Genomic DNA, 25,099 nt, shown 5'->3' on the forward strand with positions numbered 1-25,099 from the left:
CGGAAGCGCTACAGCAGGCCGTCGCGCTTGACCGCCAGGTAGCGTTCCACCAGCGCGGCCGGCAGATCCGCGCAGGTCACGTCCAGCACCATCACGTGATGGCGGCGCAGGGCATCGTGGGCAATCGCGCGCTGTTCCAGGTAGCGGGCGATCGCGCCGGCATGGACCGCGCCGGAAAGATCCTTCACCGGCGCGGACAGCGCCTCGTCCAATTCGCGCTCGCGCAGGCTGGCCACGCAGACCAGGTGGCGCTTCTGCAGCAGGCGCACGGCCGCCAGCAGTTCCTCGATGTCCTCGTCGCGCACGTTGGTCACCAGCATCACCAGCGAACGCCGGCGCTGGCGCAGCGACAGTTCGGTGGCCGCGGCCAGGTAGTCCGTCGCCACCGGCTGCGGCTGCAGGTCGTAGCTGGCCCGTAGCAGGGTGTCGATCGCGCCCATGCCGCGCTGCGGCGCGACCCAGCGGCGTTCGCCGCCGCTGGCGCCCAGGCCGACCGCGTCGCCCTGGCGCAGGGCCAGGTAAGACACCACCAGGCTCGCGTTGAGCGCGTGATCGAAATGGGACAGGCCGCCTTCGCGCGCCATCATCCGGCGGCCGGTGTCCATCAGCATCACCAGTTGCTGGTTCTTCTCGTCCTGATACTCGCGAGAAATCAACTTGCGCGCGCGTGCGGTCGCCTTCCAGTCGATCTGGCGCAGGCTGTCGCCCACCCGGTACTCGCGCATCTGGTTGAAATCGGTGCCCTCGCCGCGCCGGCGCTTGAGATGCGCGCCGACCAGGCGCGAGGCCTGTTCGGCGCTGAACAGCGCGAAGCGGGTCAGCGGTGCGAAATCCGGATAGACCCGCACCGTGCGCGGCTCGTCGAGTTGCCGCGACTGCCACCACAGCCGCAGCGGCGAATGCAGGCGGACCTGCACGCCCGCGAACACCGCGTCGCCGCGCTCGGTCGGGCTCAGGCGGTAGTGGAACGACGTGGTCTCGCCGCGCCGCAGGCGCAGCCGCTGTGGCAGGCCCTGCATGGTCCAGTGGCCGGGGTGGAGGTCGAACACGTCCACGCGCTGCGGCACGCGGGTCTCCAGCCGCACCACGATCTCGCGCGTGATGCCCAGCGGCCACGCTTCCGGCATTTCCCGCACTACCGTCGGCGAGGGCCGCAGCAGCAGCAATAGCGCGTCGAACGAGGCCAGCAGGATGACCACCGCGCCCGTGCCCAGCCAGATGGGCAAAGGCACACCGGCGAACAGCACCGCCAGGCCGGACAGGCCCCACAGCGCCAGGCAGGCGATCAGTGGCCAGGCGGGCCTCATTTGCGCGGCGCTTCCACCTTGGCCAGCAATGCGCGCAGCACATCATCCGGGGATTGGCCCTCGATCTGCAGTTCCGGCGCCAACGCGATGCGATGCCGCAGCGCGGGCGTGGCGATGTCGCGCACATCGTCGGGCGTGACGAAATCGCGTCCCTGCAGCACCGCCTGCGCACGCGCCGCGCGCACCAGCGCGATGCTGCCGCGCGGGCCGGCGCCGAGCGAGATGCCGGGCCATTTGCGGGTGGCGGCGACGATGCGGACCGCGTAGTCGATGACCTGTTCGTCCACCGTCACCGCGGCGGTGCCGCGCTGCATGGCGATGATGTCGGCCGCGCCGAGCACGCGCCGGACCTGCGACAGATCGAAATCGCCGGCGGTGCGGCCGGTGGTGATCGCATCGACCATCCGCTTTTCGTCGTCCAGCGCCGGATAGTCGATCAGGATTTTCAGCAGGAAGCGATCCAGCTGCGCTTCCGGCAGCGGGTAGGTGCCTTCCTGTTCGACCGGGTTCTGGGTGGCCAGGGTCATGAATGGCGGCGCCAGTTCGAACGACTTGCCTTCGATGGTCACCTGCCCTTCCTGCATGACTTCCAGCAACGCGGACTGGGTTTTGGCCGGCGCGCGGTTTATCTCATCGGCCAGCAGCAGGTGGGTGAAGACCGGGCCCCGCCGGATCTTGAAGCTCTCGGTCTTGGGGTCGTAGACGGCATGGCCGCTGACATCGCTGGGCATCAGGTCCGGGGTGAACTGCACGCGCGCGTAGGTCAGTTCCAGCGCCTGCGCCAGCGCGCGCACCAGCAGGGTCTTGCCCAGGCCGGGCACGCCCTCGATCAGCACGTGGCCGCCGGCCAGCAGCGCGATCAGGATCTGGTCCAGCACCTCGGCCTGGCCGATGAACGCCTTGGACACTTCCTCGCGCACCTGGGCGGCGCGTTCGGCCAGGAGTTCGCCGGTGAGTGCGCCTGCCGGCGCGGCGGTGGAATCGTTCATAGTCGGTTTCTCAGCTGGATCAGGGTGGAAATGCGGTCGCGGAAGCCGGCCTTGTCGTGCGTGGACGGCGTCTGCAGGGCGGTACGCACGGCGTCGACGGGAACGCCCAGGCGTTCGGCCACCGCTTCAGCCTGGGCATCGCCCGCCAGTGCGGCGGCGACGGGGTCGCGCCGGCGCAGGCGGGCCAGGAATGCCTGCCTCGCGGCGGTGTAGAGCAGCACGCCGCGCCCGTAGCGGAACAAGTGATCGCCGCTGGCGCGCACATGCTCCAGCAGCGATCGCCGATCCATCGGCGGTGCCGGCAACGCCGGGCCGAACGGCTGCATGCGCGACCACAGCCACGCCATCAGCGCGATCAGCAGCGGCGCCCACACCATCCAGCCGCGGAACAGGATCGTGCGCAGCAGCGAGGGCATGTCGGCGGCATAGATCAGATGCATGGTGCCGGCGCCGTAGTTGGGCGCCAGCAGCTGGCGTGCCAGCGCCTGGTGCGGCACATCGCGCAGGCCGCCCAGCGGGCGCTTGAGCGGATCCCCGAACGGATTGCCGGATGCGCCCTGGTTCACCAGGAAATCGAAATCGGCCAGCACGTCGACATGGCCATCCCCGTGCCCCAGCCGGGCGAAGACGTAGCCCGCATCCAGATCGCCCCAGGCGAGTTCCGGTTCCACGTCGTGCAGGCGGAACCGGCGTCCGCGGCAGAATTCCACGTGCGGGCGCTGGCCCTCCACCTGGAAATCGGCGCAACTGCCCTCGTCCTGCGTTTCGACGCCGAGGGACGCGAACAACAACGGGTCAGGACTGCCGTCCCAGAGTTTCGCGGGTGGCGTGCGCACCAGCAGATGGCCGCCGCCCTCGACCCAATCCAGCAATCGTTCGGTCTGGAGCGCGTCCAGGCCGCCGGCCTCGTTGAACAGCAGCACGGTGTCGCGCGGTCCCGGCGGATGCGCGTCCAGCGCGAGGCGCTGCCGCGACTGCGCCTTCACCCCATCGGCCTCCAGCGTCCTGCGCAGCGCGTACAACGGGTTGTAGGCCGCTTCGCCGCTGGGCGGCAGGTACAGGGTCTGTTCGACCCGATGGTAGTTGCGCTGGAACCAATGGACGCCCGCGGCGGCCAGCAGGCCGCCGAGCACGACCAGGCCAACGATGAGCGCCGTCCGGGTGGAGCGCTTCATGCCAGCCACCCGCCGCGCGCCTGCATCTGTCCGAGCAGGGATTCGAATTCCGCCTCTTCCGGCAGACGCTGGGCGTAGGCCGCGTATTGCCAGACCCGGACGACCCGGGCGAACAGCTGCCGATCCTCGGCCTGCGCCATCCGCCTCGACAGCCGCAGACACTCCGCCTCGGTGGCGCCCGGCGGCAGCTCCACCTGCGCGTGCCGGCCCATCGCCTGCACGCCGGCGCGGTACACCAGCGCCAGCGCGTCGCGCGCGCGTCCTTCGCGCCACAACCGGCGCGCGACGGTGGCCACATCGTCGGGCAACGCCTCGGCCACCATCGCCGGTTCGCGCGTGGTCCCGGTATCGAACCCCGTGGCTTGGCCGCCTCCCTTCCCGCGCATCCACGGCAACCAATAGCGTGCGGTCAGCAGCAGGGTCAGCACCAGCAGGCCGGCCAGGATCCACAGGCCCCATTCGGCGAGGAAGGCGAACATCGCCACCACGCCCTGCAGCCATGCCGACCGTGGCGGCGCCTGCTCTGGCTTGGCGGTCGCCTTGTCGATGCGTTCCCATTGCTTCTGCACGACGGTGCGGTTGAGCGACGGATCGCGATAGGCCTGTTCGCCCGCGCGACGGAATGCGTCGTCATCCACCCGCTGATCGCCGAACACTTCCGGCAGGGTCGGTGGTTTCGGCGCCGCGTCCGCGTCACTGGATTCGTGCGGCGCCGGCGCGTCCGGCGCGTCCTGTGCCCGCGCCGGTCCCGCCATTGCTCCGCCCAGCACGGCGAGCGCGACGATCAGCGTCGACGCGCCCCGGGCGAGCCGGCCACGCAGCTTGCGGAACACGATCTCCACGTCCCAGGCTTCCAGCTGGGTGCGACGGTTGAGGTACAGACCGAATCCGGCGCCGACGAAGAAGGGCTCGATCACCGACACCGCCATCCACGCCATCGCGTTGAGGCCGATCTTCACCCAGACCGGCGACTGCTCGGCGATCAGCGTCCAGGTGGTGCGCAGGGTTTCCGGCAGCAGATCCAGCGGCGTGAACATCAGGATGCCGGCGATGCCGCCCAGGAACAGCGCGCCCTCGAAATGCAGGCACACCAGGGTCAGCAACGCCGCGTTGCCGTAGATCGCCCCGCCCAGCACCCGTCTGCGCTCGCGCAGCCGCTGGCCCTGCACGCCTTCCAGCAGATCCACCGGCAGGTACAGCGAGCGCGCCGGGCTGAACCGGCGCCAGGTCAGGTAGTGCGGTATCGGCTTCCAGCCCCAGGTCGCCTGCGCGCGCAGGGTCTCACGCGTCCCGGGCACCGCGCCGAACACCGCACGCGAGGCCACGTAGAGCGGGATGCGGTCGAATACCGGCTTGAGCCACCACATCAGGAATCCGGCCAGGCCGATCAGGTCCAGCGCCCAGCCGGCCGCGTTGAGCAGCGCGAACACCGGCAGCGTCACCAGCAGCCAGGGCTTCCAGATCGCCGCCGCGTGCCGGCGCACCAGCGCCATGCCCAGTTCCATCGCCTCCCAGGAGGAACGCGCGCGCAGCTGGACGGTGAGCTGCTCAAGCCTCATCGGTGGTTCCCCGGCCGCCGCGCCACAGCCACAGCAGCACCAGCGTCCACAGGGTCGCCGAGACGCCGTACTTGACCGATGCGGGAATCGACTGGATCGAGGACCAGAACGCCTCGATGAAGGCGGCGATGAAGAACATCAGCGCCGCGCCCAGGCAGATCCGCGCGCCTTTCCAGCCGGCCTCGACCAGCGCATCGACGCGCCGCCGCCGTCCCGGAGCCAGCAGGTTGTAGCCCAGCCGCAGGCCGGCGCCGCCGGTGATCACGATCGCGGTCAGTTCGAACGGCGCGTGGCCGGCGACGAAGCGCCACAGCGGATCCGCCGATCCCATCTGCTGCAGATGGCCGAACGAGGCGCCGATGTCGACACCATTGAAGATCAGGACGTAGATCGGTCCCAGGCAACCCAGCAACCCGCTGGCGAACACGCGCAGGCCGATGCTGGTGTTGTTCATGATGTAGACGCCGAACATGTACCAGTCGCTGCCCGAATCGCGTCCCAGCCGGTGACGCGGATCGCCGGGATCGAACATCCGCTCCATCGAGGCGATTTCCTCGGGCGCCTTGATCCCGTGGATCAGTTCCGGCTGGTACTGCAGCAGCACGAACAGGATCACCATCGGCAGCGCGAACAGCGCCGCGGCGATCCACATGCAGGCGGCCTCGCTGCGCACCAGGCGCGGGAAGTCCGCCAGCACGAAAACCAGCGCGCGCCGCCAGCGCGGCGGTGGCGTGCGGTACAGCAGGTTGTGCCCGCGCTGCATCAGCTGCTGCAGGCGATCGGTGATCTGCGGGCTGTAGCCGCGCTTGCGCGCCAGCGCCAACTGTTCGCAGACCCGCCGGTAGCGCGCCGGCACGTCCTCGTCGGCCAGTTCGGCGCGGTTGCGCTGATCCCGCGCCTGCCCGGGTTCGCCGCGGACATCCAGCCATTGTTCGAAGGCCAGCCATTCGCGCTGGTGGCGGGCGACGAACTGCTCCTGCCTCATCGGCGCCCCACCAGCCAGTTGGCCATGCCGTACAGCCGCAACACGCCGGCCTGTCCCTGCGCCTGGGTCAGCGGCGCGACGATGTCCGCCAGTTCGGCCTGGCGCGCGGGCGTCAGCAGCGGCGCCCGCTCGCCGAACGCGACGATCGCGGCCTGCTCGTCCGGCGGCAGTCCCGGCGGCACCGGCACCACCACGTTGGCGGGCGCCGGCACCGGCTCGCGCGCGTGGTCCACATGCACCACCACGGTCCTGGCCACCATGTCGCCGAGGCGGCGGCCATGCGGATCGGCGAGGCTGGTGACCAGCCCGGCCATGTAACCGAACGGCAACATGTCGACCGTGCGCAGCAGGTTGCGGGTAATCGCGGCCAGCCAGCCCAACGGTGCGCCATCGGCCGACACCACCCGCAGGCCCATCGCGCGCTTGCCGATGGTCTGTCCGTTCCAGATCGCTTCCAGCGCGATCGGATAGATCCAGTACACGACGAACATCAGCACCATCGACAGGCCCTGGCCCATCTTGCCCATCAGGCCGAGCACGGTGCCGACGACGAACAGGATGCCCAGCCGCACCGCCAGATCGATCGACCACGCCACGGCGCGCGGCACCGGCCCGGACGCGGGCAGGTGCAAGGCCACGCCTTCGGGCGTGATCACCTCGCGGTAGGTATCCAGTCTCACCCCGTCACCCGATGCCGGCCCACGGCGATGCGCCGTCCTGGCGAGGTCTGCGTGCTGCGCGCCATGCGCGATCCCGTGTTCCTGTTTTCCGTACGTCGCGACTTTAGCCGTCGGCACCACGCTTGCCCAGTCCGCGCGTGGCTACACTGCCGGCATGTCATCGCCCTTTTCCTGCCGTACCGGCTGCGCCGCCTGCTGCACGGCGCCATCGATCGCCTCGCCCATTCCCGGCATGCCCGCCGGCAAGCCGGCGGGCGTTCCCTGCGTGCAACTGGATGAAGCATTGCGCTGCCGCCTGTTCGGACGTCCGGAACGCCCGCGGTTCTGCGCCACGCTCAAACCGGGACCGGAGATGTGCGGCCACAGCCGCCAGGAGGCCATGGCCTACCTGGACGCGCTGGAGCGAGCCACCCGGCCCTGAGGTCTGGTGGCGCATCTCAACTGACGGTCGGCTTTTCTTTCTTGCCGCCGAACACGCGACGGATGCCGGCGCCGACGGCGACCACGCCGATCAGCAGCAGCTTCCAGAACTTGGCCAGCACCAGGCCGATCTTGGCGAACAATCCGGCTTTCGCCGCGAGTCCGCCACCGACCAGCGCGGCCAGGCCGTAGCTGGCGACCTTGTCGGTGGATGCGTTGAAGTCGGCGTAGCGCGCACCCGCGTCGAACTCGGTCATCGGCAGCAGTTCCTGCATCCCTTTCTGCACCTGCGCCAGTTCGGACATGCCGGCCACCGCGTTGAGACTGAGGTAGCCGTGCCGGCCAAGCACGCGGATGTCGTAGTTCAGGGTGTGCTCGGCGTTGCCGTCGAACGACAGCTCCTTGGCCCAGTAGAGCTTCTTGGCGGAACCGTCGTAACGCGGCGGCACCGCCCAGCCGACCAGATCCACGGTGCCGTAGCCGGCCTCCTTGCGCGCGCTGTTCTCCTCGCGCGTGGACGCCTTCATTTCGGTCAGCATCTCGGCGTAGTCGATCTTGGCGGCGTCCTCGTCGGAGACATAACCTTCGTCCGAGTAGGTGACCACCACCGCCCAGCTGTCGTCGGCCAGCAGGTCCGGCTTGCGCGGCACGATCAGGCCCAGCACCGATTCGTCCGGCGGGTTGCCCCACAGATCCTCCAGCACGCGGCGGGCGTCGGCCTGATCCAGATAGCGGAATTCCGGCGTCAGCCGGAACTGCGCGTGCGCCTTCGGCACCGTGACGTCACCCTCCTTGAACTGCAATCCCGCGACGAACTGCTCGGCGCTCTGCGCGCCCGCGTCTTCCCCGCCTTCCTGCGCCATCGCCGGCGTTCCCCACGCCAGCATCGCGGCGGCCAGCAGGCCACCGAACCATGGTTTCAGCATTTTTCTTCCCCGTTGATGGACAGATCCCTGTCCCGCGCCAGTGTTGCCGGAGCATCGACGGCAGGCAAGCCCCTGGCCATCGGCAAAGAACTTCCTGTGGTTCCGGGCAAGCGGGAGCGCAATCGCGGCAAATCCAGCCGGTTCCGACCGGTCCGCGGAAACCGGACGGCGTCAGTCCTTCGGCGGCTGCAGGTATTGGTCCTTCAGCCGCACGTAGTGGGCGGCCGAGTAGTGCAGGCTCTCGATTTCCCTGTCGCTGAGCCGGCGGGCGAAGCGGGCCGGATTGCCCAGCCACAGCTCCGCCTCGCCCACGACCTTGCCGGGACCGACCACCGCGCCGGCGCCGACGAAGCCGTGTTTCTTGACCGTCGCTCCGTCCAGGATGCACGCGCCCATGCCGATCAGGCACAGGTCCTCGATGGTGCAGGCGTGGATGATGGTGCCATGGCCGACGGTGACATCCGCGCCGATCAGGGTGGGATGACCGGCCCGGTTGTACGGGCTGTGATGACTGACGTGGATGATGGTGCCGTCCTGCACGTTGGTGCGGGCGCCGATGCGGATGTGGTTGACGTCGCCGCGGATAACCGTGCCCGGCCACACCGAGACGTCCTCGGCCAGTTCGACGTCACCGATCACGGTTGCGGCCGGATCCACATAGACGCGCGGGCCGAGGGCGGGAAAACGGTCAAGATAGGGGCGGATAGCGGTCATGTCGCCATTGTAGCCACCATACGCACGCGTCCGGGCCTACACTCCGGTGCATGGACACTCCCGCCGACACGCCCGTGACCGAACTTTCATCCACCCTCGATCGCCTGCGCGCGGCCTGGCAGGCGCGACGGCCCGACCTCGCCCAGCGGCAGGCGGACCTGCAGTGCCTGCGCGATGCGCTCAAGCGCCGGCTGGATGAAATGGCCCGCACCATCGCCGCCGACTTCGGCCACCGCTCGCTGCACGAGAGCCGGATCGCCGACGGCATGACCGTGCTCAACGAGATCGATCACCTGCTCAAGCACCTGCGCCGCTGGATGCAGCCTCGCCGGGTCGGAGTGGGCTGGCGTTTCTGGCCCGCCAGTGCGGAGATCCGGCCCGAGCCGGTCGGCGTGGTCGGCGTGATCGCGCCGTGGAACTATCCGGTCAACCTGGCCCTGATTCCGCTGGCCACCGCCATCGCCGCCGGCAACCATGTGTACCTGAAGCCATCGGAACACACGCCACGCACCACCGCGTTCCTGCGCGAGCTGCTGGCCGAAGTATTCCCGCCCGATCGCGTGGCGGTCGCCAGCGGCGGTCCCGAGGTCGCCGCCGCGTTCGCCGGCCTGCCGTTCGACCATCTGGTGTTCACCGGCTCCACCGCGGTGGGCCGCAAGGTCATGGCTGCCGCCGCGCCCCAGCTGACCCCGCTGACCCTGGAACTCGGCGGCAAGTCGCCGGCCATCGTCTGCGACGACTATCCGCTGGATCAGGCGGCGGCGCGGCTGGCGACCGGCAAATGGTTCAACGGCGGCCAGACCTGCATCGCCCCGGACTACGTGCTGATCGCCGCGCACCGCCGCGACGCGCTGGTGGAGGCGCTGCGCAGGCAGGTGAAGGCGCGCTATGGCGATCTGCAGAACCCGGGCGACTACACCCGGATCATCAACGATGGCCAGTTCGCCCGCCTGCGCGGCTACCTGGACGACGCGCGGGCGCGCGGCCTGACGGTGATTCCGCTGGCCGGCGCCGAGGACGCGCGGGAACGACTGTTCCCGCCGACCCTGGTGCTGGATCCGGGCGACGACGCCAAGGTGATGCAGGACGAGATTTTCGGTCCGATCCTGCCGATCCGCTCGGTCGGTTCGCTGGACGAGGCCATCGCCTACGTCAATGCGCATGACCGTCCGTTGGCGCTGTATCCCTTCAGCAACGACCGCAACCGGATCGAGAAGATCCTGAAGAACACCCTGGCCGGCGGCGTCACAGTCAACGACACCGTGCTGCACTTCGGCATCAACGACCTGCCGTTCGGTGGCATCGGTCCCAGCGGCATGGGTGCCTACCACGGCAAGGCCGGCTTCGACGCATTCAGCAAGGCGTTGCCGATTCTCTGGCAGAGCCGCCGTGCCGGCAGCGACATGCTCAAGCCGCCCTACGCCAGGGTCGCGCGGTTCATCGATTTCATCGTCCGCTAGAGGCGGGCGGCCTTCCGGCCCTGTATCGGCGATGCCGAAGCGGGCCGGAATCTCTCCCCGTTGTTCCGGCGGACGCCGGAATCCATTGCCATGCAGGGCGGAGGATGTTCCGGCGAAAAAAAGAAAATGGGTCCCGGCGTTCGCCGGGATGAGGGCGACGGGGTCAGCCATTCCTTCACACCACCATTCCGGCGAAGGAAGAAAACGCGCGGCCCGGGTATTCCCCGATGTCGAAAACCGCCCTGCTCGCGCGTCATAGTCTGGTCACCCCGCACAGGACCCGCCATGACCTCCCCGATGTCCTCCAAGGCCACCCGCCGCGAATGGATGGGCCTGGCCGCCATCGCGCTGCCCTGCATGGTCTACGCGATGGATTTGACCGTGCTCAACCTGGCGTTGCCGGCGATCAGCGCCGATCTCAATCCATCGACGTCGCAGTTGCTGTGGATCGTCGACATCTACGGTTTCCTGGTGGCCGGCTTCCTGATCACGATGGGCACGCTGGGCGACCGCATCGGCCGGCGGCGCCTGCTGCTGATTGGCGCCGCCGCTTTCGCCGTCGCCTCGATCATCGCGGCGTTCTCGCGCAGCGCGGAGATGCTGATCGCGATGCGCGCGTTGCTCGGCGTGGCCGGCGCCACCCTGGCGCCCTCGACGATGTCGCTGATCCGCAACATGTTCCATGACGAACACGAGCGGCAATTCGCGATTGGCGTGTGGATCGCCAGTTTCTCGGTCGGTGGCGCGATTGGCCCCTTGGTGGGCGGGCTGCTGCTGGAGTGGTTCTGGTGGGGCGCGGCCTTTCTGGCGGCGGTGCCGGTGATGGTGCTGCTGTTGCTGCTCGGACCGAAGCTGCTGCCGGAGTACCGCGATCCCGACGCCGGCCGGCTGGATCCGGCCAGCATGGCGCAGTCGCTGCTGGGCGTGCTGGCGGTGGTGTACGGGCTCAAGCGGATCGCCGAGTACGGCGCCGATACGCGCGGGTTGCTGATACTGGCCGTCGGCCTGGTGCTGGGCGTGCTGTTCGTGCGCCGCCAGCGCCATCTGGACTACCCGTTCCTCGACGTCACCCTGTTCCGGCGTCCCGCCTTCAGCGCGGCCATCGTCGCGTACGCGCTCGCGGGCCTGTCGATGATGGGCGTGTACATCTTCATGACCCAGTACCTGCAACTGGTCCTCGGCCTGTCGCCGCTGCAGGCGGGGCTGGCGACGGTGCCCTGGTCGCTGTGCTTCACCTTCGGGTCGCTGCTGGCGCCACGTCTGGCCCGGCACTGGGGCGCGCGCCGGGTGATGGTGCGCGGCCTGCTGCTGGCGGCGGTCGGTTTCGGCATCACCGCGCTGGTGATGCCGCCGCACGGACTGTGGATCCTGATCACCGGCATGCTGGCGATGAGCATCGGCCTGGCGCCGGTGTTCACCGTGGGCAACGAACTGATCATCACCACCGCGCCGCCGGAACGCGCCGGCGCGGCCTCGGCATTGGCCGAGACCAGCGCGGAACTCAGCGGCGCGCTGGGCATCGCGCTGCTCGGCAGCGCCGGCATGGCGCTGTACCGCTTCTGGCTGGAACCGGCATTGCCCGCGGATCTGGCCCACGCCGCCGCCGGACATGCGCTGTCCACGCTGGGCGGCGCGATCGCCACCGCCGAAGCGCTGCCGGCCGGCCAGGCAGCCGCCATCGAAACGACCGCGCGCACCGCGTTCACCGACGCGATGCGGCTGGTCGCGGTGTTCGGTGGAGCGATGATGCTGCTGGCGGCCTGGATGGCGGCGCACCTGATGCGCGACGGCGAGGGCGAGGGCCACATCGCCGACGTGGCCAGCGAGGCACCGGGCGCGTGATGCGTTCGCGAAGCCGCTGCCCGTCGCGCGGACGCGATGGCGCGCGCATCACTTACACTGACGCCCCTCCGGCGCTCGCGGGCGCCCACGCACACGGATGCACGGGATGAAAATCGCCAGCTGGAACGTCAACTCGCTCAACGTGCGCCAACCGCATCTGGAGCAATGGCTGGGCGCGTTCTCGCCCGACGTGGTGGGCATCCAGGAAACCAAGCTGGAGGATCACCGCTTTCCGGATACCGCGCTGGCCGGCCTGGGCTATCGCAGCATCTTCACCGGGCAGAAGACCTACAACGGCGTGGCGATCCTGTCGCGGGTGCCGGCCATCGACGTGCAGATGGGCATCCCCGGTTTCGAGGACGAGCAGAAACGGGTGATCGCGGCGACCGTCGGCGACGTGCGCATCGTCAACCTGTACGTGGTCAACGGCCAGGACGTGGGCACCGACAAGTACGCCTACAAGCTGCGCTGGCTGGACGCCGTGCACGGCTGGCTGGCGGAGGAACTGCAACGGCACCCGAAGATGGTCGTGCTGGGCGATTTCAACATCGCCCCGGACGATCGCGACGTGTACGACCCCAAGGTCTGGGGCGATGACCACATCCTGACCTCGGTGGCCGAACGCGACGCGTTGCGGCGCCTCCAGGCGCTCGGCCTGCACGACGCCTTCCGCCTGCACAACGACGAAGCCGGCGTGTACAGCTGGTGGGACTACCGGATGGGCGGCCTGCGCCGCAACCTTGGCCTGCGCATCGACCTCACCCTGGTTTCGGACGCGCTGCGCGCGCAGGCCGCGGCCTCCGGCATCGATCGCGAGCCACGTACCTGGGATCGTCCCAGCGACCACGCGCCGGCCTGGGTGCAGCTGGCCGTCTGATCGCCGCAGCCGCGGCGCCGGAATGAACAAAGGCCCGACGCGCGCGCGCCGGGCCTTTGTGATGCCACGGACCTTGGGTGCGTCTCGAATCAGCGCACGCGGCCGCAGCGAAACCGGATCATCGTGGCGTCAGCGTGCGCGCCCCCGGGTGAAGAGGTTGACGATCAGCAGCAGCACCACCGCGCCGATGAAGGCGGTGACCAGGAAGCCGACCCAGCCGCCCCCCAGGCCCAGTCCCAGCGCCGGCAGCAGCCAGCCGCCCAGGAAGCCGCCGATGATGCCGACGACGATGTTGAGGATGATGCCCTGCGAACCATCGCGCTTCATCACGATGCTGGCCAACCAGCCCGCGATGCCACCGACGATCAGATAGATGAGAAAATTCATTCTGCCTGTCTCCTTCCGTTGTGGACTCGGCCCCGAACCCGAGGGGTTCGTGGGATTAAGCGGTCGCGGCCGTGAAACCACTGTCAAGCCGGCCAGGGGGAATGGCATCCTTGCGCCGTGGTGATAACGCGAATCGCGCCGCGATGCACGCTGCCCCGCACCACCCGCCGACCATGCCAGAAATCTCCTCCGCCGCCGAATTTCCACCTTCATCGCCCGCCTGGCAGTTCGGAAGATTCCGGGTCTGGCTGCGTCCGCACGCCCCGCGCACGCGCGGTGAACCTTCGGCCCGGCAGGTGCTGGCGGAAGCGCTGGCGCAACCGGCCGACGACCTGCCCATCCGGCGCGACGCGCGCGGCAAGCCCTATTTCGACGCGCCCTTCGGCGATCAGGCGATCAGTTGGAGCCACAGCGGCGAGGTGCTGCTGGTCGCGCTCGGCCCGGCGCGCGATCTGGGCGTGGATGTCGAGCGCCATCGCGAGCGGCCGCGGATGATGGAGATCGCGCAGCGTTTCTTCCATCCCAGTGAACTGGACTGGTTGCGCGCGCAGGACGACAGCGCGCGCACCGGCGCGTTCGTACGCCTGTGGTGCGCCAAGGAGGCGTTGCTGAAGGCGCATGGCCACGGCGTCTCCTTCGGCCTGGAGAAGCTGGTCTTCGGCGAACGCGAAGGCGGCCTGCAGCTGATCGATTGCGACCCCGCGCTGGGTTCGCCGGCGGAGTGGCAGCTGCACGAATGGGAACCGCTGCCCGGCCACCGCGGCGCGCTGGCGTGGCGGACCTGAGCCCCGCTGTTCGGGGATAATGCGCGCGATGAACGCCTCGACGCTTCCCGCCGGCCTGGATGCGCAACTGCGCCAAGGCCTGACCGAACTGGGCCTGGACGCCAACGCGCTGGCACCGCCGCTGCTGGACTACCTGGCGCTGCTGCACCGCTGGAACCGCACCTACAACCTCACCGCCATCCGCGATCCCGCCGAGATGGTGACCCGCCATCTGCTGGATTCGCTGGCCATGCACGCGCATGTCGCCGAAGGCAGCCTGGCCGACCTGGGCACCGGGCCGGGACTGCCCGGGATTCCGCTGGCGATCGCCCATCCCGGCCTGCGGGTGACCCTGGTCGAAAGCAATGGCAAGAAGGCCCGCTTCATGCGCGAGGCGGTACGCCAGCTGGGTCTGGGCAATGCCCGGGTGGCCGAGTCACGCGCCGAGTCGCTCGACGAACCGGCCGCCCATGACAACCTGACCGCGCGCGCCATGGACACGCTGGCCGGCATCATTGCGGTCGGTGGCCATCTGCTGAAACCCGGTGGTGCCCTGCTGGCGATGAAGGGCGTGCGTCCGGACGAGGAAATCGCCGCGCTGCCCCCGGGTTGGCAGGCCGAGGCCATCCATCCGTTGCGGGTGCCCGGCCTGGTCGGCGAGCGCCATCTGGTGATCGTGCGCAAAGCCACCGTCTGAACCCGCGCCTCGCCCCCATAACCAATTGATATCGTTGGCCGCCGCGAGGGCATGAGCGCGGTTCCGGGACGTTGCCGCGCGGCCGGATCGGCGATGCGAATTCGCAGGACCGGTCCGGACCCCGCATAATCCCCCATCCACTCCGTGTCCCGAGGCGACCACCCGCATGGCCCGCATCATCGCGATCGCCAACCAGAAAGGCGGCGTCGGCAAGACCACCACCGCGGTCAATCTGGCCGCCGCGCTGGCGCGCGCGCCGCAGCGCGTGCTGCTGGTGGATCTGGACGCCCAGGGCAACGCCACCATGGGCAGCGGCGTGGACAAGCGCGAGCTCGAGAATTCCACCTGCGACGTGCTGCTGCAGGAAGTCGACACCCGCGCGGCGATCGTGACCACCCAGGAAGGCTTCGATCTGCTTCCCGGCAACATCGACCTGACCGCCGCCGAGATCCAGCTGATGGAGATCGACGGCCGCGAGCTGCGCCTGAAGGCCGCGCTGGAACCGATCCGCGGCGACTACGACTTCATCATCATCGACTGCCCGCCGGCGCTGTCGCTGCTCACCCTCAACGCGCTGACCGCGGCCGACTCGGTGCTGGTGCCGATGCAGTGCGAGTACTACGCGCTGGAGGGCCTGAGCGCGCTGGTGGAAACCATCGAGGCGCTGAAGACACGACTGAATCCCCGCCTGGAGATCGAGGGTGTGCTGCGCACCATGTTCGACGTGCGCAACAACCTGGCCAACGCCGTCTCGGCGGAACTGACCCAGCATTTCGGCGATCGCGTGTTCCGCACCATCGTGCCGCGCAACGTCCGCCTGGCCGAAGCGCCCAGCCACGGCCAGAGCATCGTCGGCTACGACCGCACTTCGCGCGGCGGCGTCGCCTACCTGGGCCTGGCCGGGGAAATCATCCGCCGCCAGAGCGAACGCAAGAAGCAAGAAAAGAGGATGGAGTACGCCTGATGAGCGCGTCGAAGAAACGCGGCCTGGGCCGCGGGCTGGAAGCCCTGCTCGGCCCCAAGGCGGCCGAGACCCCGCCGCCGGAAGCCCAGCCGGGCGAGGCCCTGCGCACGCTGCCGGTCGGCCACCTGCAACCCGGCAAGTACCAGCCGCGCATGGCGATGGATCCGGCCAAGCTCAGCGAGCTGGCCGAGTCGATCAAGGCGCAGGGCGTGATCCAGCCGATCGTCGTGCGCGAACTGTCGGCGGGACGCTTCGAGATCGTCGCCGGCGAGCGCCGCTGGCGCGCCTCGCAGGAAGCCGGCCTGGCCGAAGTGCCGGTGGTCGTGCGGGAGCTGGACGATCGCACCGTCATCGCGATGGCGCTGATCGAAAACATCCAGCGCGAGGATCTGAACCCGCTGGAGGAAGCGCAGTCGCTGCAGCGCCTGATCAACGAATTCTCGCTGACCCACGCCGAGGCCGCCGAAGCGGTCGGCCGTTCGCGCGCGGCGGTGTCCAACCTGCTGCGCCTGCTGGAGCTGCCGCCGGCCATCCGCGCGCTGCTGGAAGCGCGCCGGCTGGAAATGGGCCATGCCCGCGCGCTGCTGACGCTGTCGCCGGAACTGGCCAGCAAGCTGGCCTCCGAGGCCGCCGACCAGGGCTGGTCGGTACGCGAGGTCGAACACCGCGCGCAGCAGTTCGCCGCCGGCAAGGTGCCGGTGGTCGGCCGCAAGGCCAAGCCGGGCAAGGCCGCACCGCAACCGGACATCGCCTCGCTGGAAACCGAACTGTCCGAAAGCCTCGGCACCCGCGTCACCATCGCCCACGGGCGCGGCGGCAAGGGCAAGTTGATCATCCAGTACACCGATCTCGACACTCTGGACGGCGTACTGGAGAAGCTGCGCGGCCCGCGCGGCTGACTGCCGGGCGCGCGCGTCGATGACGGCGCGCCGGCGACACGTATCAGCCCAAGATTCAGCCGGTGGCGGCAAAATAGGCGCCCATGACATCCAGCCCCGCTCTCTCCGTCGTCGTCCCGGTCTTCAACGAACGCGACAACGTCACGCCCCTGATCGACGAGATCACCACCGCCCTGCGCGGCCGGACCGATTTCGAGATCGTCTACGTCGATGATCATTCCCGCGACGACACCCTGGACGTACTGCAGGGCCTGAAGGCGCGGGTGCCGGAACTGCGGGTGCTGCAGCACGTCCAGCAGAGCGGCCAGAGCACCGCCATCCGCACCGGGGTGAAAGCCGCGCGCGGTGCCTGGATCGCCACCCTGGACGGCGACGGCCAGAACGATCCGGCCGACATTCCGAAGCTGATCGCCGCGCGCGACGGCGGCGAGGCGCAGACCAAGCTGTACGCCGGTTGGCGGGTCAACCGCCAGGACAGCGGCAGCAAGCGCTGGGCCAGCAAGTGGGCCAACGCGATCCGCTCGCGCATGCTGCGCGACGCGACGCCGGATACCGGCTGCGGCATCAAGCTGTTCGAACGCGAGGCCTTCCTCGACCTGCCCTACTTCGATCACATGCACCGCTACCTGCCCGCGCTGATGCAGCGCGCCGGCTGGAAGACGATCAGCGTGCCGGTCAACCATCGCCACCGCACCGCCGGCGTGTCCAAGTACAACAACCTCAACCGCGCGCTGGTCGGCATCAGCGACCTGCGCGGCGTGGCCTGGCTGATCAAGCGCGGCAAGCGCACGGCGGTGCGGGAGCTCTGACGTGGAAGTGCACTGGCTCAACCAGCCCATCGAGGCGCTCTACTGGACCGGCCTGCATGTCACCGGCTGGAAGCTGATCGGCTATACCGGCGCGCTGATGTTCGGCGGCCGCTGGCTGGTCCAGTTCATCGCCTCCAGGCGTGCGGGCAAACCGGTCATCCCCCGCTTGTTCTGGTACATGAGCGTGCTGGGCAGCCTGATGACGCTGAGCTACTTCCTGTTCTCGGCCAAGCAGGACTCGGTGGGCGTGCTGCAGAATCTGTTCCCCGCCTTCACCGCCCTCTACAGCCTGTACCTGGACATCAGGCACCGTGGCTGGCACCGCGACAAGGCCAGCCACTAGGAGCGGGTCATCGCCGAACCCGATCCATAGCGCGCACGGCGCTGTTCCTCCCCCTTCGCAGAAGGGGGACCGAGGGGGATTCGCTCTTCCGCCCCAATCCCACCTCCTCATTCACCTCCCTGCGATTGTGTAACGCCCCGCCCCGCCGTTAGCCTGTGCGACCGATGAACCTGCTCCGCCGCTTCCGTCGTCCCACTCTCATGCGCCTGCTGGCGCTGGGCGTGCTGCTGCTGGGCGTGATCGCCCAGCCGGTGATGGCGGCGGTGGGCGACGTGCATGAACTCGGCCATGGCGGCGCGTTGCATTCGCACGCCTCGCCGGGGTCGCCATCGCACGCCGATGACGACCGCACCCCGGACGAATCCGGTGGCGGCGGCAGCCTGCTGCACGCCCTGATGCATGCCGCGCACTGCTGCGGCCATGCCACCGCCATGCCCATGCCGGCGGTGATCTGGCAGACCCTCGCGCCCCCGGACACCGCGCCGGCGGTGCCGACCGTGCCGATGCCCATTCACCGCAGCGACAAGCTGCTGCGTCCACCGATCGCGATCTGAGGCACTTCCCGGCCAGCGCCGGGTTTTCGTTCGTCCTCGATCCTTTCGGAGAATTTCCATGTGGTTGCGTCTGGCGGCTTTGGCCGTCTTCGCGGCCGTGTCCGTCGCATCCGCGCGGGCACAGTCGCCTGTTGTCATGTCCCTGGACGACGCGTTCGCGCGCGTCGCCCGGACCCATCCCGATCTGCGCCTGATCGACGGCCAGCAGCGCGTCCTGGCCGCCGAGGCCGAGGTCGCCGCGCTGCGCCCGGGCCTCACCGCCGGCGCGTCGGTCGAAAACGCGCTCGGCACCGGTGACGTCAGTGGTTTCGGCGGCGCCGAGATCAGCCTGACCCTGGCGGGCGTACTGGAACGCGGCGGCAAGTGGGATGCCCGTCGCGCGCTGGCGCAGAGCCGCATCGATGCGCTCGCGATACAGCGCGAAACCCGCCGGCTGGATCTGCTGGCCGAAGTGGCGCGCCGCTATCTGGCCATCACCGCCGCGCAACGCCAGCGCGCGGTGGCGCTGGACGACATCGAGCAGCGCGGCCGCACCGTCGCCGCGGCGCGCCAGCGACTGACCGCGGGCGCTTCGCCGGAATCGGTGCTGCTGACCGCGCAGGCCGCGCTCACCCGCGCGGAACTGGAACGCGATCGCGCCGATCACCTGCTGGTGTCCGCGCGGCAACATCTGGCGGCACTGTGGGGCGAGCGCGATCCGGGTTTCCAGACAGTGGCCGGGAATCCGCTGGCGTTGCCGGCGATCGCCAACTTCGGCGAGCTCGCCGCGTTGCTGGACGGAACGCCCGAACTGGCCCGCTTCGCCGACGAGCGCCGCATCCGCGAAGCGCGCGTGCAGCTGGCGCGCAGCGAACGCAGCGCCGATGTCGATTGGCAGTTCGGCGTGCGCCGCCTGCAGGAGAACGGCGACACCGGCCTGATGGCCAGCATCGCGATTCCGCTGGGCAGCGCGCGCCGTGCCCAGCCCGGCATCCGCACCGCCGAGGCGGAACTGGCGCTGGTGGAAGTCGAACGCGAGGCCGAGGGTCTGGCGCTGTATTCCACCCTCGCCGACGCGCACGGTCGCTACCGCACCGCGCAGTTCGAGGTGACGCGGCTGGACGAGGCGGTGCTGCCCAAGCTGGTCAAGGCCGAGCGCGCCGCCGAACGCGCGTATCGTGCCGGCGCCATCAGCTATCTGGAATGGGCGCAGCTGCAATCCGAACGCATCAACGCGCGCCGGCAACAGCTCGACGCCGCCCTCGACGCCCAGCGCGCGCTGATCGAAATCCAGCGCCTGACCGGCCGCGCCTTCGTCGCCGCCGCTCCCGCACAAGGAATCACGCCATGAATGTCCGCGCCCCTGCCCTGCGGTGGATGCTGCTGTTGTCGACCCTCGCCCTGGCCGCCTGCGGCGGCGGCGGCAAGACCGGAGAAGCCCACGATCACGAGGCCGGCGAACATGCCGGCGAGGAAGCGGAAGCCGCCACCGGACAGCACGGCGGACGCCTGCTGGAAAAGGACGGTCTGGCCGTCGAACTGGCGATCGCCGAAGACGGCACGCCACCGAAGTTCCAGGCCTGGCTGTATCGCGACGGCAAGCCGCTGCCGGCCAATGCAGGTACGGTCGAAGTGCGCCTCACGCGCCTGGGCGGCATCGCCGAGACCCATCGCCTGCAGGCACAGGCGGATGGCAGCCTGCGCGGTGCGGCCGAAGTCGTCGAACCGCACTCCTTCGATGTCGAAGTGCTGGCGAGCATCAATGGCCGTTCGCTGCGCTGGGCCTACCCGAGCTACGAAGGCCGGACCGAGATCGCCGCGCCGATCGCGCAGCAGACCGGCATCCGGGTCGCCCCGGTCGGCCCCGGCATCATCGCCGACGAGCATGAGGTGCAGGGCCTGCTGACCCCGGTGGAAGGCCGCGTCGCCAAGGTCGCCGCGCGCTTTCCCGGCCCGGTGCGCCGGCTCGCCGCCAACGTCGGCGACCAGGTCCGCGCCGGACAGGCACTGGCCTCCGTCGAAAGCAATCTCAGCCTGACCACCTACACCGTCAGCACGCCGATCAGCGGCGTGGTGCTGGCACGCAATGCCGAAGTCGGATCGGTCGCGGCCGAAGGCACGACGCTGTTCGAGGTCGCCGATCTGTCCACGCTGTGGGTGGATCTGCACGTGTTCGGTTTCGACGCCCAGCACATCCGCGCCGGCTCGCCGGTCACCCTCACCCGCATCAGCGACGGCGCACAGGCCGAAACCACCCTGGAGCGCGTGCTGCCCGGCACCGCCACCGCCAGCCAGAGCACGGTGGCGCGCGCCGTCATCGCCAATGCCGATGGCCAGTGGCGTCCGGGTTCGGCGATCACCGCACGCGTCACCGTGGATCGGCAGCCCGCCGCGCTGGTGGCGCCAGTGGCGGCATTGCAGCGTTTCCGCGATTGGGACGTGGTGTTCGTGCGAGTCGGCGACACCTACGAGGTGCGACCGATCAAGCTCGGCAAGCGCGACGCCCAGCGGGTGGAAGTGCTGTCCGGACTGAAGGCCGGCGACCAGGTCGTGGTCGAACAGAGCTACGTGGTGAAGGCGGACATCGAAAAGTCCGGCGCTTCCCACGATCACTGAGGACCCGGCCATGCTCGAGAAAATCATCCGCTTCGCCATCGCGCACCGATGGCTGATGCTGGCGCTCACCCTCGCGCTGATCGGCGTGGGCGCGTGGAGCTTCCGCCAGTTGCCGATCGACGCCACCCCCGACATCACCAACGTGCAGGTGCAGATCAACACCGAGGCCGCCGGCTATTCGCCGCTGGAGTCGGAACAGCGCGTCACCTTCCCGATCGAGACCGCGCTCTCCGGCCTGCCGGGGATGGACCATACCCGCTCCATCTCGCGCTACGGGCTGTCGCAGGTGACGGTGGTGTTCGACGACGGCGTCAATCTGTACTTCGCCCGCCAGCAGGTCGCCGAACGCCTGCAGCAGGTCAAGTCGCAGCTGCCCGCCGGGCTGGAGCCGGAACTGGGTCCGGTCACCACCGGCATGGGCGAGATCTTCATGTACACGGTCGACGCCAGGCCGGACGCGCGCAAGCCGGACGGCGGCAAATGGACCGCCACCGATCTGCGCACCCTGCAGGACTGGGTGATCAAGCCGCAGCTGCGCAACACCCGCGGCGTCACCGAGGTCAACACCATCGGCGGCCATGCCCGCCAGATCCACATCACGCCGGATCCGGCGCGACTGGTGGCGCTGGGCTTCACCCTGCGCGACGTGGTCGACGCGGTGGCCGCCAACAACCAGAACGTCGGCGCCGGCTACATCGAACGCAACGGCCAGCAGTACCTGGTGCGCGCGCCGGGCCAGGTCGCGGACCTGGACGGCATCCGCGACATCGTGCTGGATCGCCGCGAAGGCGTGCCGATCCGGGTGCGCGATGTCGCCCAGGTCGGCGAGGGCCCGGAGCTGCGCAACGGCGCCGCGACCCAGGACGGGCACGAAGTGGTGCTGGGCACGGTGTTCATGCTGATCGGCGCCAACAGCCGTGACGTCGCCCAGGCCGCCGCCGCGCGCCTGGCCGAAGCCAACCGCAGCCTGCCGCCGGGCGTGTCGGCCAATCCGGTCTACGACCGCACCGTGCTGGTGGATCGCACCATCCAGACCGTGGCGAAGAATCTGGTCGAGGGCGCGCTGTTGGTGATCGTGGTGCTGTTCCTGCTGCTCGGCAATTTCCGCGCGGCGCTGATCACCGCGGCGGTGATTCCGCTGGCGATGCTGTTCACCCTCACCGGCATGGTCCGCGGCGGCGTGTCCGGCAACCTGATGAGTCTGGGCGCGCTCGACTTCGGCCTGATCGTCGACGGCGCGGTGATCATCATCGAGAACTGCCTGCGCCGGTTCGGCGAACTGCAGCACCAACTGGGCCGGGTGCTGAACGAGGAGGAACGGCTGGACACCACCGCCTCGGCGACCGCCGAGGTCATCCGTCCCAGTCTGTTCGGACTGGGCATCATCACCGCCGTGTACCTGCCGATCTTTGCCCTCACCGGGGTGGAAGGAAAAATGTTCCATCCGATGGCCATCACCGTGGTGCTGGCGCTGACCGGCGCGATGCTGCTGTCGCTGACTTTCGTGCCCGCGTCGATCGCGCTGTTCCTGCGCGGTCGGGTGGAGGAAAAGGAAACCCGGGTGATGCTGTGGGCGCGGCGCGCGTATGCGCCCGCGCTGGACTGGGCGCTGCGGCGGCGCGGCTGGGTGCTCGGTGGCGCGGCCGCGCTGCTGGTCCTGTGCGGCCTGCTGGCGACACGGCTGGGTTCGGAATTCATCCCGAGCCTGGACGAAGGCGACATCGCCATGCACGCCATGCGCATTCCCGGCACCAGCCTGGAGCAGGCGGTGAAGATGCAGGCCACCCTGGAGGCGCGCATCAAGCAGTTCCCGGAAGTCGAGCGCGTGTTCGGCAAGCTGGGCACCGCCGAGGTCGCGACCGACCCGATGCCGCCTTCGGTGGCTGATACCTTCCTGATGCTCAAGCCACGTGATCAGTGGCCGGATCCGCGCAAGCCCAAGGCGCGGCTGGTCGCGGAGATCGAAGCGGCGGTGAAGCAGTTGCCCGGCAACAACTACGAGTTCACCCAGCCGATCCAGATGCGCATGAACGAGTTGATCTCCGGCGTCCGCGCGGACGTGGCGATCAAGCTCTACGGCGACGACCTGGACGAACTGGTGGAAGTCGGCCGCCGCATCGAGGCGGTCGCCCGCACCGTGCCGGGCGCCGCCGACGTCAAGCTGGAACAGACCACCGGCCTGCCGTTGCTCACCATCACCCCGGACCGGCGCGCGCTGGCCCGCTACGGCCTCAATCCCGGCGTGGTCCAGGACACCGTGGCGACCGCGGTCGGCGGCGAGGTCGCCGGCCAGCTGTTCGAGGGTGACCGCCGCTTCGATATCGTCATCCGCCTGCCGGAACGGCTGCGCCAGGATCCGGCCGCGCTGCAGGATCTGCCGATCCCGCTGGCCGGCGACGCCAACGCCGACGAATCCAGCCGCGAGATGACGCTGGCAGCCGGCACGCCACGGACGGTGCCGCTGCGCGAGGTGGCGAAGGTCGACAGCACGCTGGGCCCGAACCAGATCAACCGCGAGAACGGCAAACGGCGGGTGGTCGTGACCGCCAACGTGCGTGGCCGCGATCTGGGCGGCTTCGTCTCCGAGCTGCAGCAGCGGGTCGGCAGCGAAGTGAAGGTCCCGGCCGGATACTGGATTGATTACGGCGGTACCTTCGAACAGCTGATCTCGGCCAGCCAGCGCCTGTCGGTGGTGGTGCCGGTGACCCTGGCGCTGATCTTCGCCCTGCTGTTCTGGGCGTTCGGCTCGGCCCGCGACGCGGCCATCGTGTTCAGCGGAGTGCCGCTGGCCCTGACCGGCGGCGTGGTCGCCCTCGCCCTGCGCGGGATTCCGCTGTCCATCTCGGCCGGGGTCGGGTTCATCGCCCTGTCCGGCGTGGCGGTCCTGAACGGACTGGTGATGATCGCCTTCATCCGCCGCCTGCGCGAGCAGGGGGATCCCCTCGACGAGGCGGTGGTCGACGGCGCCCTGGGCCGGCTGCGGCCGGTGCTGATGACCGCGCTGGTGGCCTCGCTGGGCTTCCTGCCCATGGCCTTCAACGTCGGCGCCGGCTCCGAGGTCCAGCGCCCGCTGGCGACCGTGGTCATCGGTGGCATCGTCTCCTCGACCCTGCTGACCCTGCTGGTCCTGCCGGTGCTGTACCGCTGGCTGCATGGCCGGAAGGCCGCGGCCACGGCTCCGGAGGCCCGGCCGGCAGCCTGAGCCTGCCGGGTCCGGAGCGGTGGAAGCCGTCTCCGGGCCCGGTTCCGGCCCTAAGTGCTTGCAGGGAAAGGGAAAGCCCTCCATAATGCGCGGCTCGCTGTGTCCGGTCTGGCCGGATTTGCGGCCGGAAGCGCGATTCCGGCTTGGTTCTACGGCGAGGTTTTTCTCACCGCATCGCGTGTCGTCCCGCCTGTCCGCAGGCCGTGTCGTCGGGCCGCCGCCTCCCTGGCCAAGGGAAGCATCAAACTTTTTTCGAGGTGCGTATGTCCCGCGTATGCCAAGTCACCGGCAAGCGTGTGCAGACCGGTAACAACGTCTCGCACGCCAACAACAAGACCCGTCGTCGCTTCCTGCCCAACCTGCACGAGCGCCGCTTCTGGGTCGCCAGCGAAAACCGCTGGATCAAGCTGAAAGTTTCCGCGCATGCCCTGCGCACCATCGACAAGAACGGCATCGACTCCGTTCTGGCCGAGCTGCGTGCCCGCGGCGAGAAGGTCTGAGGAGTAATCGAACATGGCAACCAAGCGTGACAAGATCCGTCTGATCTCCTCGGCCAACACCGGCCACTTCTACACGACGGACAAGAACAAGAAGAACACCCCGGGCAAGATGGAAATGAAGAAGTACGACCCGGTCGTGCGCAAGCACGTGATCTACAAGGAAGGCAAGATCAAGTGATGTCGTGATGCGTTCGCCCCGGCGACCGCATCCGCCTCATCCGAAGCCCGCCGCAAGGCGGGCTTTTTGTTTGTTTTGGGATCGCGAAGAGCCATCGCTTCTCAACAGCCGAATGGCTGGTCAATCCTCCTCGGTCCCCCTTTTTCGCTTTCAACAGCCGCATGGCTGATCAAGGGGGAGGCAAAAGCGGGGCCCGGAAAAATGGCCCCCTTTGAATGAAAAGGGGGCGGGCGCCCGCGCAGCGGGCGACGGGGGATTTGCGCGGTTGGCCGG

Annotated in this window: 25 protein-coding genes; 16 read left to right on the plus strand and 9 right to left on the minus strand. The window is 69.1% G+C overall.

All coding sequences use genetic code 11. From position 1 onward, the window contains the following. Positions 1–8: 8 nt before the first annotated feature. From AC3DEZ_RS00505 to AC3DEZ_RS00530, 6 genes are read right to left on the minus strand one after another with little or no spacing between them, the layout of a single operon-like run. On the minus strand, positions 9–1,307 hold the full coding sequence (locus AC3DEZ_RS00505) for a DUF58 domain-containing protein (RefSeq protein WP_488386451.1): 1,299 nt from the start codon (positions 1,305–1,307) through the stop codon (positions 9–11). Then, a complete protein-coding gene (locus AC3DEZ_RS00510) occupies positions 1,304–2,296 on the minus strand; it encodes an AAA family ATPase (protein WP_488386452.1) in 993 nt (330 codons plus the stop codon). The genes AC3DEZ_RS00505 and AC3DEZ_RS00510 overlap by 4 nt, the downstream gene beginning before the upstream one ends. Next, entirely contained in the window at positions 2,293–3,471 is a 1,179-nt protein-coding gene (locus AC3DEZ_RS00515; RefSeq protein WP_488386453.1) for a DUF4350 domain-containing protein, read from the minus strand. The genes AC3DEZ_RS00510 and AC3DEZ_RS00515 overlap by 4 nt, the downstream gene beginning before the upstream one ends. Further along, positions 3,468–5,030, minus strand: a complete 1,563-nt coding sequence (locus AC3DEZ_RS00520) for a DUF4129 domain-containing protein (protein ID WP_488386454.1) — start codon at positions 5,028–5,030, stop codon at positions 3,468–3,470. Before AC3DEZ_RS00520 ends, AC3DEZ_RS00515 begins: the two co-directional genes overlap by 4 nt. Further along, on the minus strand, positions 5,020–6,015 hold the full coding sequence (locus tag AC3DEZ_RS00525; RefSeq protein ID WP_488386455.1) for a stage II sporulation protein M: 996 nt from the start codon (positions 6,013–6,015) through the stop codon (positions 5,020–5,022). Before AC3DEZ_RS00525 ends, AC3DEZ_RS00520 begins: the two co-directional genes overlap by 11 nt. After that, positions 6,012–6,695 carry an RDD family protein gene (locus AC3DEZ_RS00530; RefSeq protein ID WP_447103880.1) on the minus strand — a complete coding sequence of 228 codons (684 nt, stop codon included), beginning with the start codon at positions 6,693–6,695 and terminating at the stop codon, positions 6,012–6,014. The genes AC3DEZ_RS00525 and AC3DEZ_RS00530 overlap by 4 nt, the downstream gene beginning before the upstream one ends. Before the next feature lie 154 nt (positions 6,696–6,849). Here AC3DEZ_RS00530 and AC3DEZ_RS00535 point away from each other — a divergent pair, with 154 nt between their 5' ends. Further along, the gene (locus tag AC3DEZ_RS00535) at positions 6,850–7,116 is read left to right on the plus strand and encodes a YkgJ family cysteine cluster protein (protein WP_488386456.1); all 267 of its coding nucleotides are present in this window, start codon (positions 6,850–6,852) and stop codon (positions 7,114–7,116) included. A 16-nt stretch (positions 7,117–7,132) separates the two neighbouring features. Here AC3DEZ_RS00535 and AC3DEZ_RS00540 read toward each other — a convergent pair whose 3' ends face one another. Together AC3DEZ_RS00540 and AC3DEZ_RS00545 are read right to left on the minus strand one after the other, a co-directional pair. Continuing rightward, positions 7,133–7,978, minus strand: coding sequence for a DUF2167 domain-containing protein (locus AC3DEZ_RS00540; protein ID WP_488387025.1), 846 nt, complete (start codon positions 7,976–7,978; stop codon positions 7,133–7,135). Positions 7,979–8,212: 234 nt separating this feature from the next. Further along, entirely contained in the window at positions 8,213–8,755 is a 543-nt protein-coding gene (locus AC3DEZ_RS00545; RefSeq protein WP_488386457.1) for a gamma carbonic anhydrase family protein, read from the minus strand. Positions 8,756–8,805: 50 nt separating this feature from the next. Between AC3DEZ_RS00545 and AC3DEZ_RS00550 the strand changes: the two genes are divergently transcribed. The 3 genes from AC3DEZ_RS00550 to xth all read left to right on the plus strand — a co-directional run bounded on the left by AC3DEZ_RS00550 (position 8,806) and on the right by xth (position 12,934). Then, positions 8,806–10,215 carry a coniferyl aldehyde dehydrogenase gene (locus tag AC3DEZ_RS00550; protein WP_488386458.1) on the plus strand — a complete coding sequence of 470 codons (1,410 nt, stop codon included), beginning with the start codon at positions 8,806–8,808 and terminating at the stop codon, positions 10,213–10,215. 285 nt (positions 10,216–10,500) lie between these two features. Further along, positions 10,501–12,057, plus strand: a complete 1,557-nt coding sequence (locus AC3DEZ_RS00555; protein WP_488386459.1) for an MFS transporter — start codon at positions 10,501–10,503, stop codon at positions 12,055–12,057. Positions 12,058–12,163: 106 nt separating this feature from the next. Continuing rightward, positions 12,164–12,934, plus strand: coding sequence for an exodeoxyribonuclease III (gene xth, locus AC3DEZ_RS00560; protein ID WP_488386460.1), 771 nt, complete (start codon positions 12,164–12,166; stop codon positions 12,932–12,934). A 129-nt stretch (positions 12,935–13,063) separates the two neighbouring features. On the opposite strand, the gene AC3DEZ_RS00565 is transcribed toward xth, so the two are convergent. Further along, complete coding sequence (locus tag AC3DEZ_RS00565) at positions 13,064–13,321, minus strand: GlsB/YeaQ/YmgE family stress response membrane protein (protein WP_447103886.1); 258 nt, start codon at positions 13,319–13,321, stop codon at positions 13,064–13,066. Between the two features lie 173 nt (positions 13,322–13,494). Here AC3DEZ_RS00565 and AC3DEZ_RS00570 point away from each other — a divergent pair, with 173 nt between their 5' ends. From AC3DEZ_RS00570 to rpmG, 12 genes are all read left to right on the plus strand, one after another. Further along, a complete protein-coding gene (locus AC3DEZ_RS00570; protein ID WP_488386461.1) occupies positions 13,495–14,106 on the plus strand; it encodes a 4'-phosphopantetheinyl transferase family protein in 612 nt (203 codons plus the stop codon). A 28-nt stretch (positions 14,107–14,134) separates the two neighbouring features. Beyond that, complete coding sequence (rsmG, locus tag AC3DEZ_RS00575; protein ID WP_488386462.1) at positions 14,135–14,782, plus strand: 16S rRNA (guanine(527)-N(7))-methyltransferase RsmG; 648 nt, start codon at positions 14,135–14,137, stop codon at positions 14,780–14,782. A 166-nt stretch (positions 14,783–14,948) separates the two neighbouring features. Continuing rightward, positions 14,949–15,746, plus strand: coding sequence for a ParA family protein (locus AC3DEZ_RS00580; protein ID WP_447103888.1), 798 nt, complete (start codon positions 14,949–14,951; stop codon positions 15,744–15,746). After that, entirely contained in the window at positions 15,746–16,645 is a 900-nt protein-coding gene (locus tag AC3DEZ_RS00585; RefSeq protein ID WP_488386463.1) for a ParB/RepB/Spo0J family partition protein, read from the plus strand. The genes AC3DEZ_RS00580 and AC3DEZ_RS00585 overlap by 1 nt, the downstream gene beginning before the upstream one ends. Positions 16,646–16,728: 83 nt before the next feature. Further along, positions 16,729–17,454 (plus strand): glycosyltransferase family 2 protein, encoded by a 726-nt coding sequence (locus AC3DEZ_RS00590; protein ID WP_488386464.1) that lies wholly within the window; start codon positions 16,729–16,731, stop codon positions 17,452–17,454. 1 nt (position 17,455) lies between these two features. Continuing rightward, a complete protein-coding gene (locus AC3DEZ_RS00595) occupies positions 17,456–17,797 on the plus strand; it encodes a lipid-A-disaccharide synthase N-terminal domain-containing protein (RefSeq protein WP_141455054.1) in 342 nt (113 codons plus the stop codon). A 164-nt stretch (positions 17,798–17,961) separates the two neighbouring features. Continuing rightward, positions 17,962–18,351 (plus strand): hypothetical protein, encoded by a 390-nt coding sequence (locus tag AC3DEZ_RS00600; protein WP_488386465.1) that lies wholly within the window; start codon positions 17,962–17,964, stop codon positions 18,349–18,351. Between the two features lie 58 nt (positions 18,352–18,409). Further along, positions 18,410–19,681, plus strand: coding sequence for a TolC family protein (locus AC3DEZ_RS00605; RefSeq protein ID WP_488386466.1), 1,272 nt, complete (start codon positions 18,410–18,412; stop codon positions 19,679–19,681). Continuing rightward, positions 19,678–20,946, plus strand: a complete 1,269-nt coding sequence (locus AC3DEZ_RS00610; RefSeq protein WP_488386467.1) for an efflux RND transporter periplasmic adaptor subunit — start codon at positions 19,678–19,680, stop codon at positions 20,944–20,946. Before AC3DEZ_RS00605 ends, AC3DEZ_RS00610 begins: the two co-directional genes overlap by 4 nt. A 10-nt stretch (positions 20,947–20,956) precedes the next feature. Next, on the plus strand, positions 20,957–24,148 hold the full coding sequence (locus tag AC3DEZ_RS00615) for an efflux RND transporter permease subunit (RefSeq protein WP_488386468.1): 3,192 nt from the start codon (positions 20,957–20,959) through the stop codon (positions 24,146–24,148). A gap of 263 nt (positions 24,149–24,411) precedes the next feature. After that, positions 24,412–24,648, plus strand: coding sequence for a 50S ribosomal protein L28 (gene rpmB, locus AC3DEZ_RS00620; protein ID WP_056881579.1), 237 nt, complete (start codon positions 24,412–24,414; stop codon positions 24,646–24,648). A 13-nt stretch (positions 24,649–24,661) separates the two neighbouring features. Next, a complete protein-coding gene (rpmG, locus tag AC3DEZ_RS00625; protein WP_141455049.1) occupies positions 24,662–24,826 on the plus strand; it encodes a 50S ribosomal protein L33 in 165 nt (54 codons plus the stop codon). Positions 24,827–25,099: the final 273 nt, after the last annotated feature.

Source organism: Pseudoxanthomonas sp. 134C1, assembly GCF_057773065.1.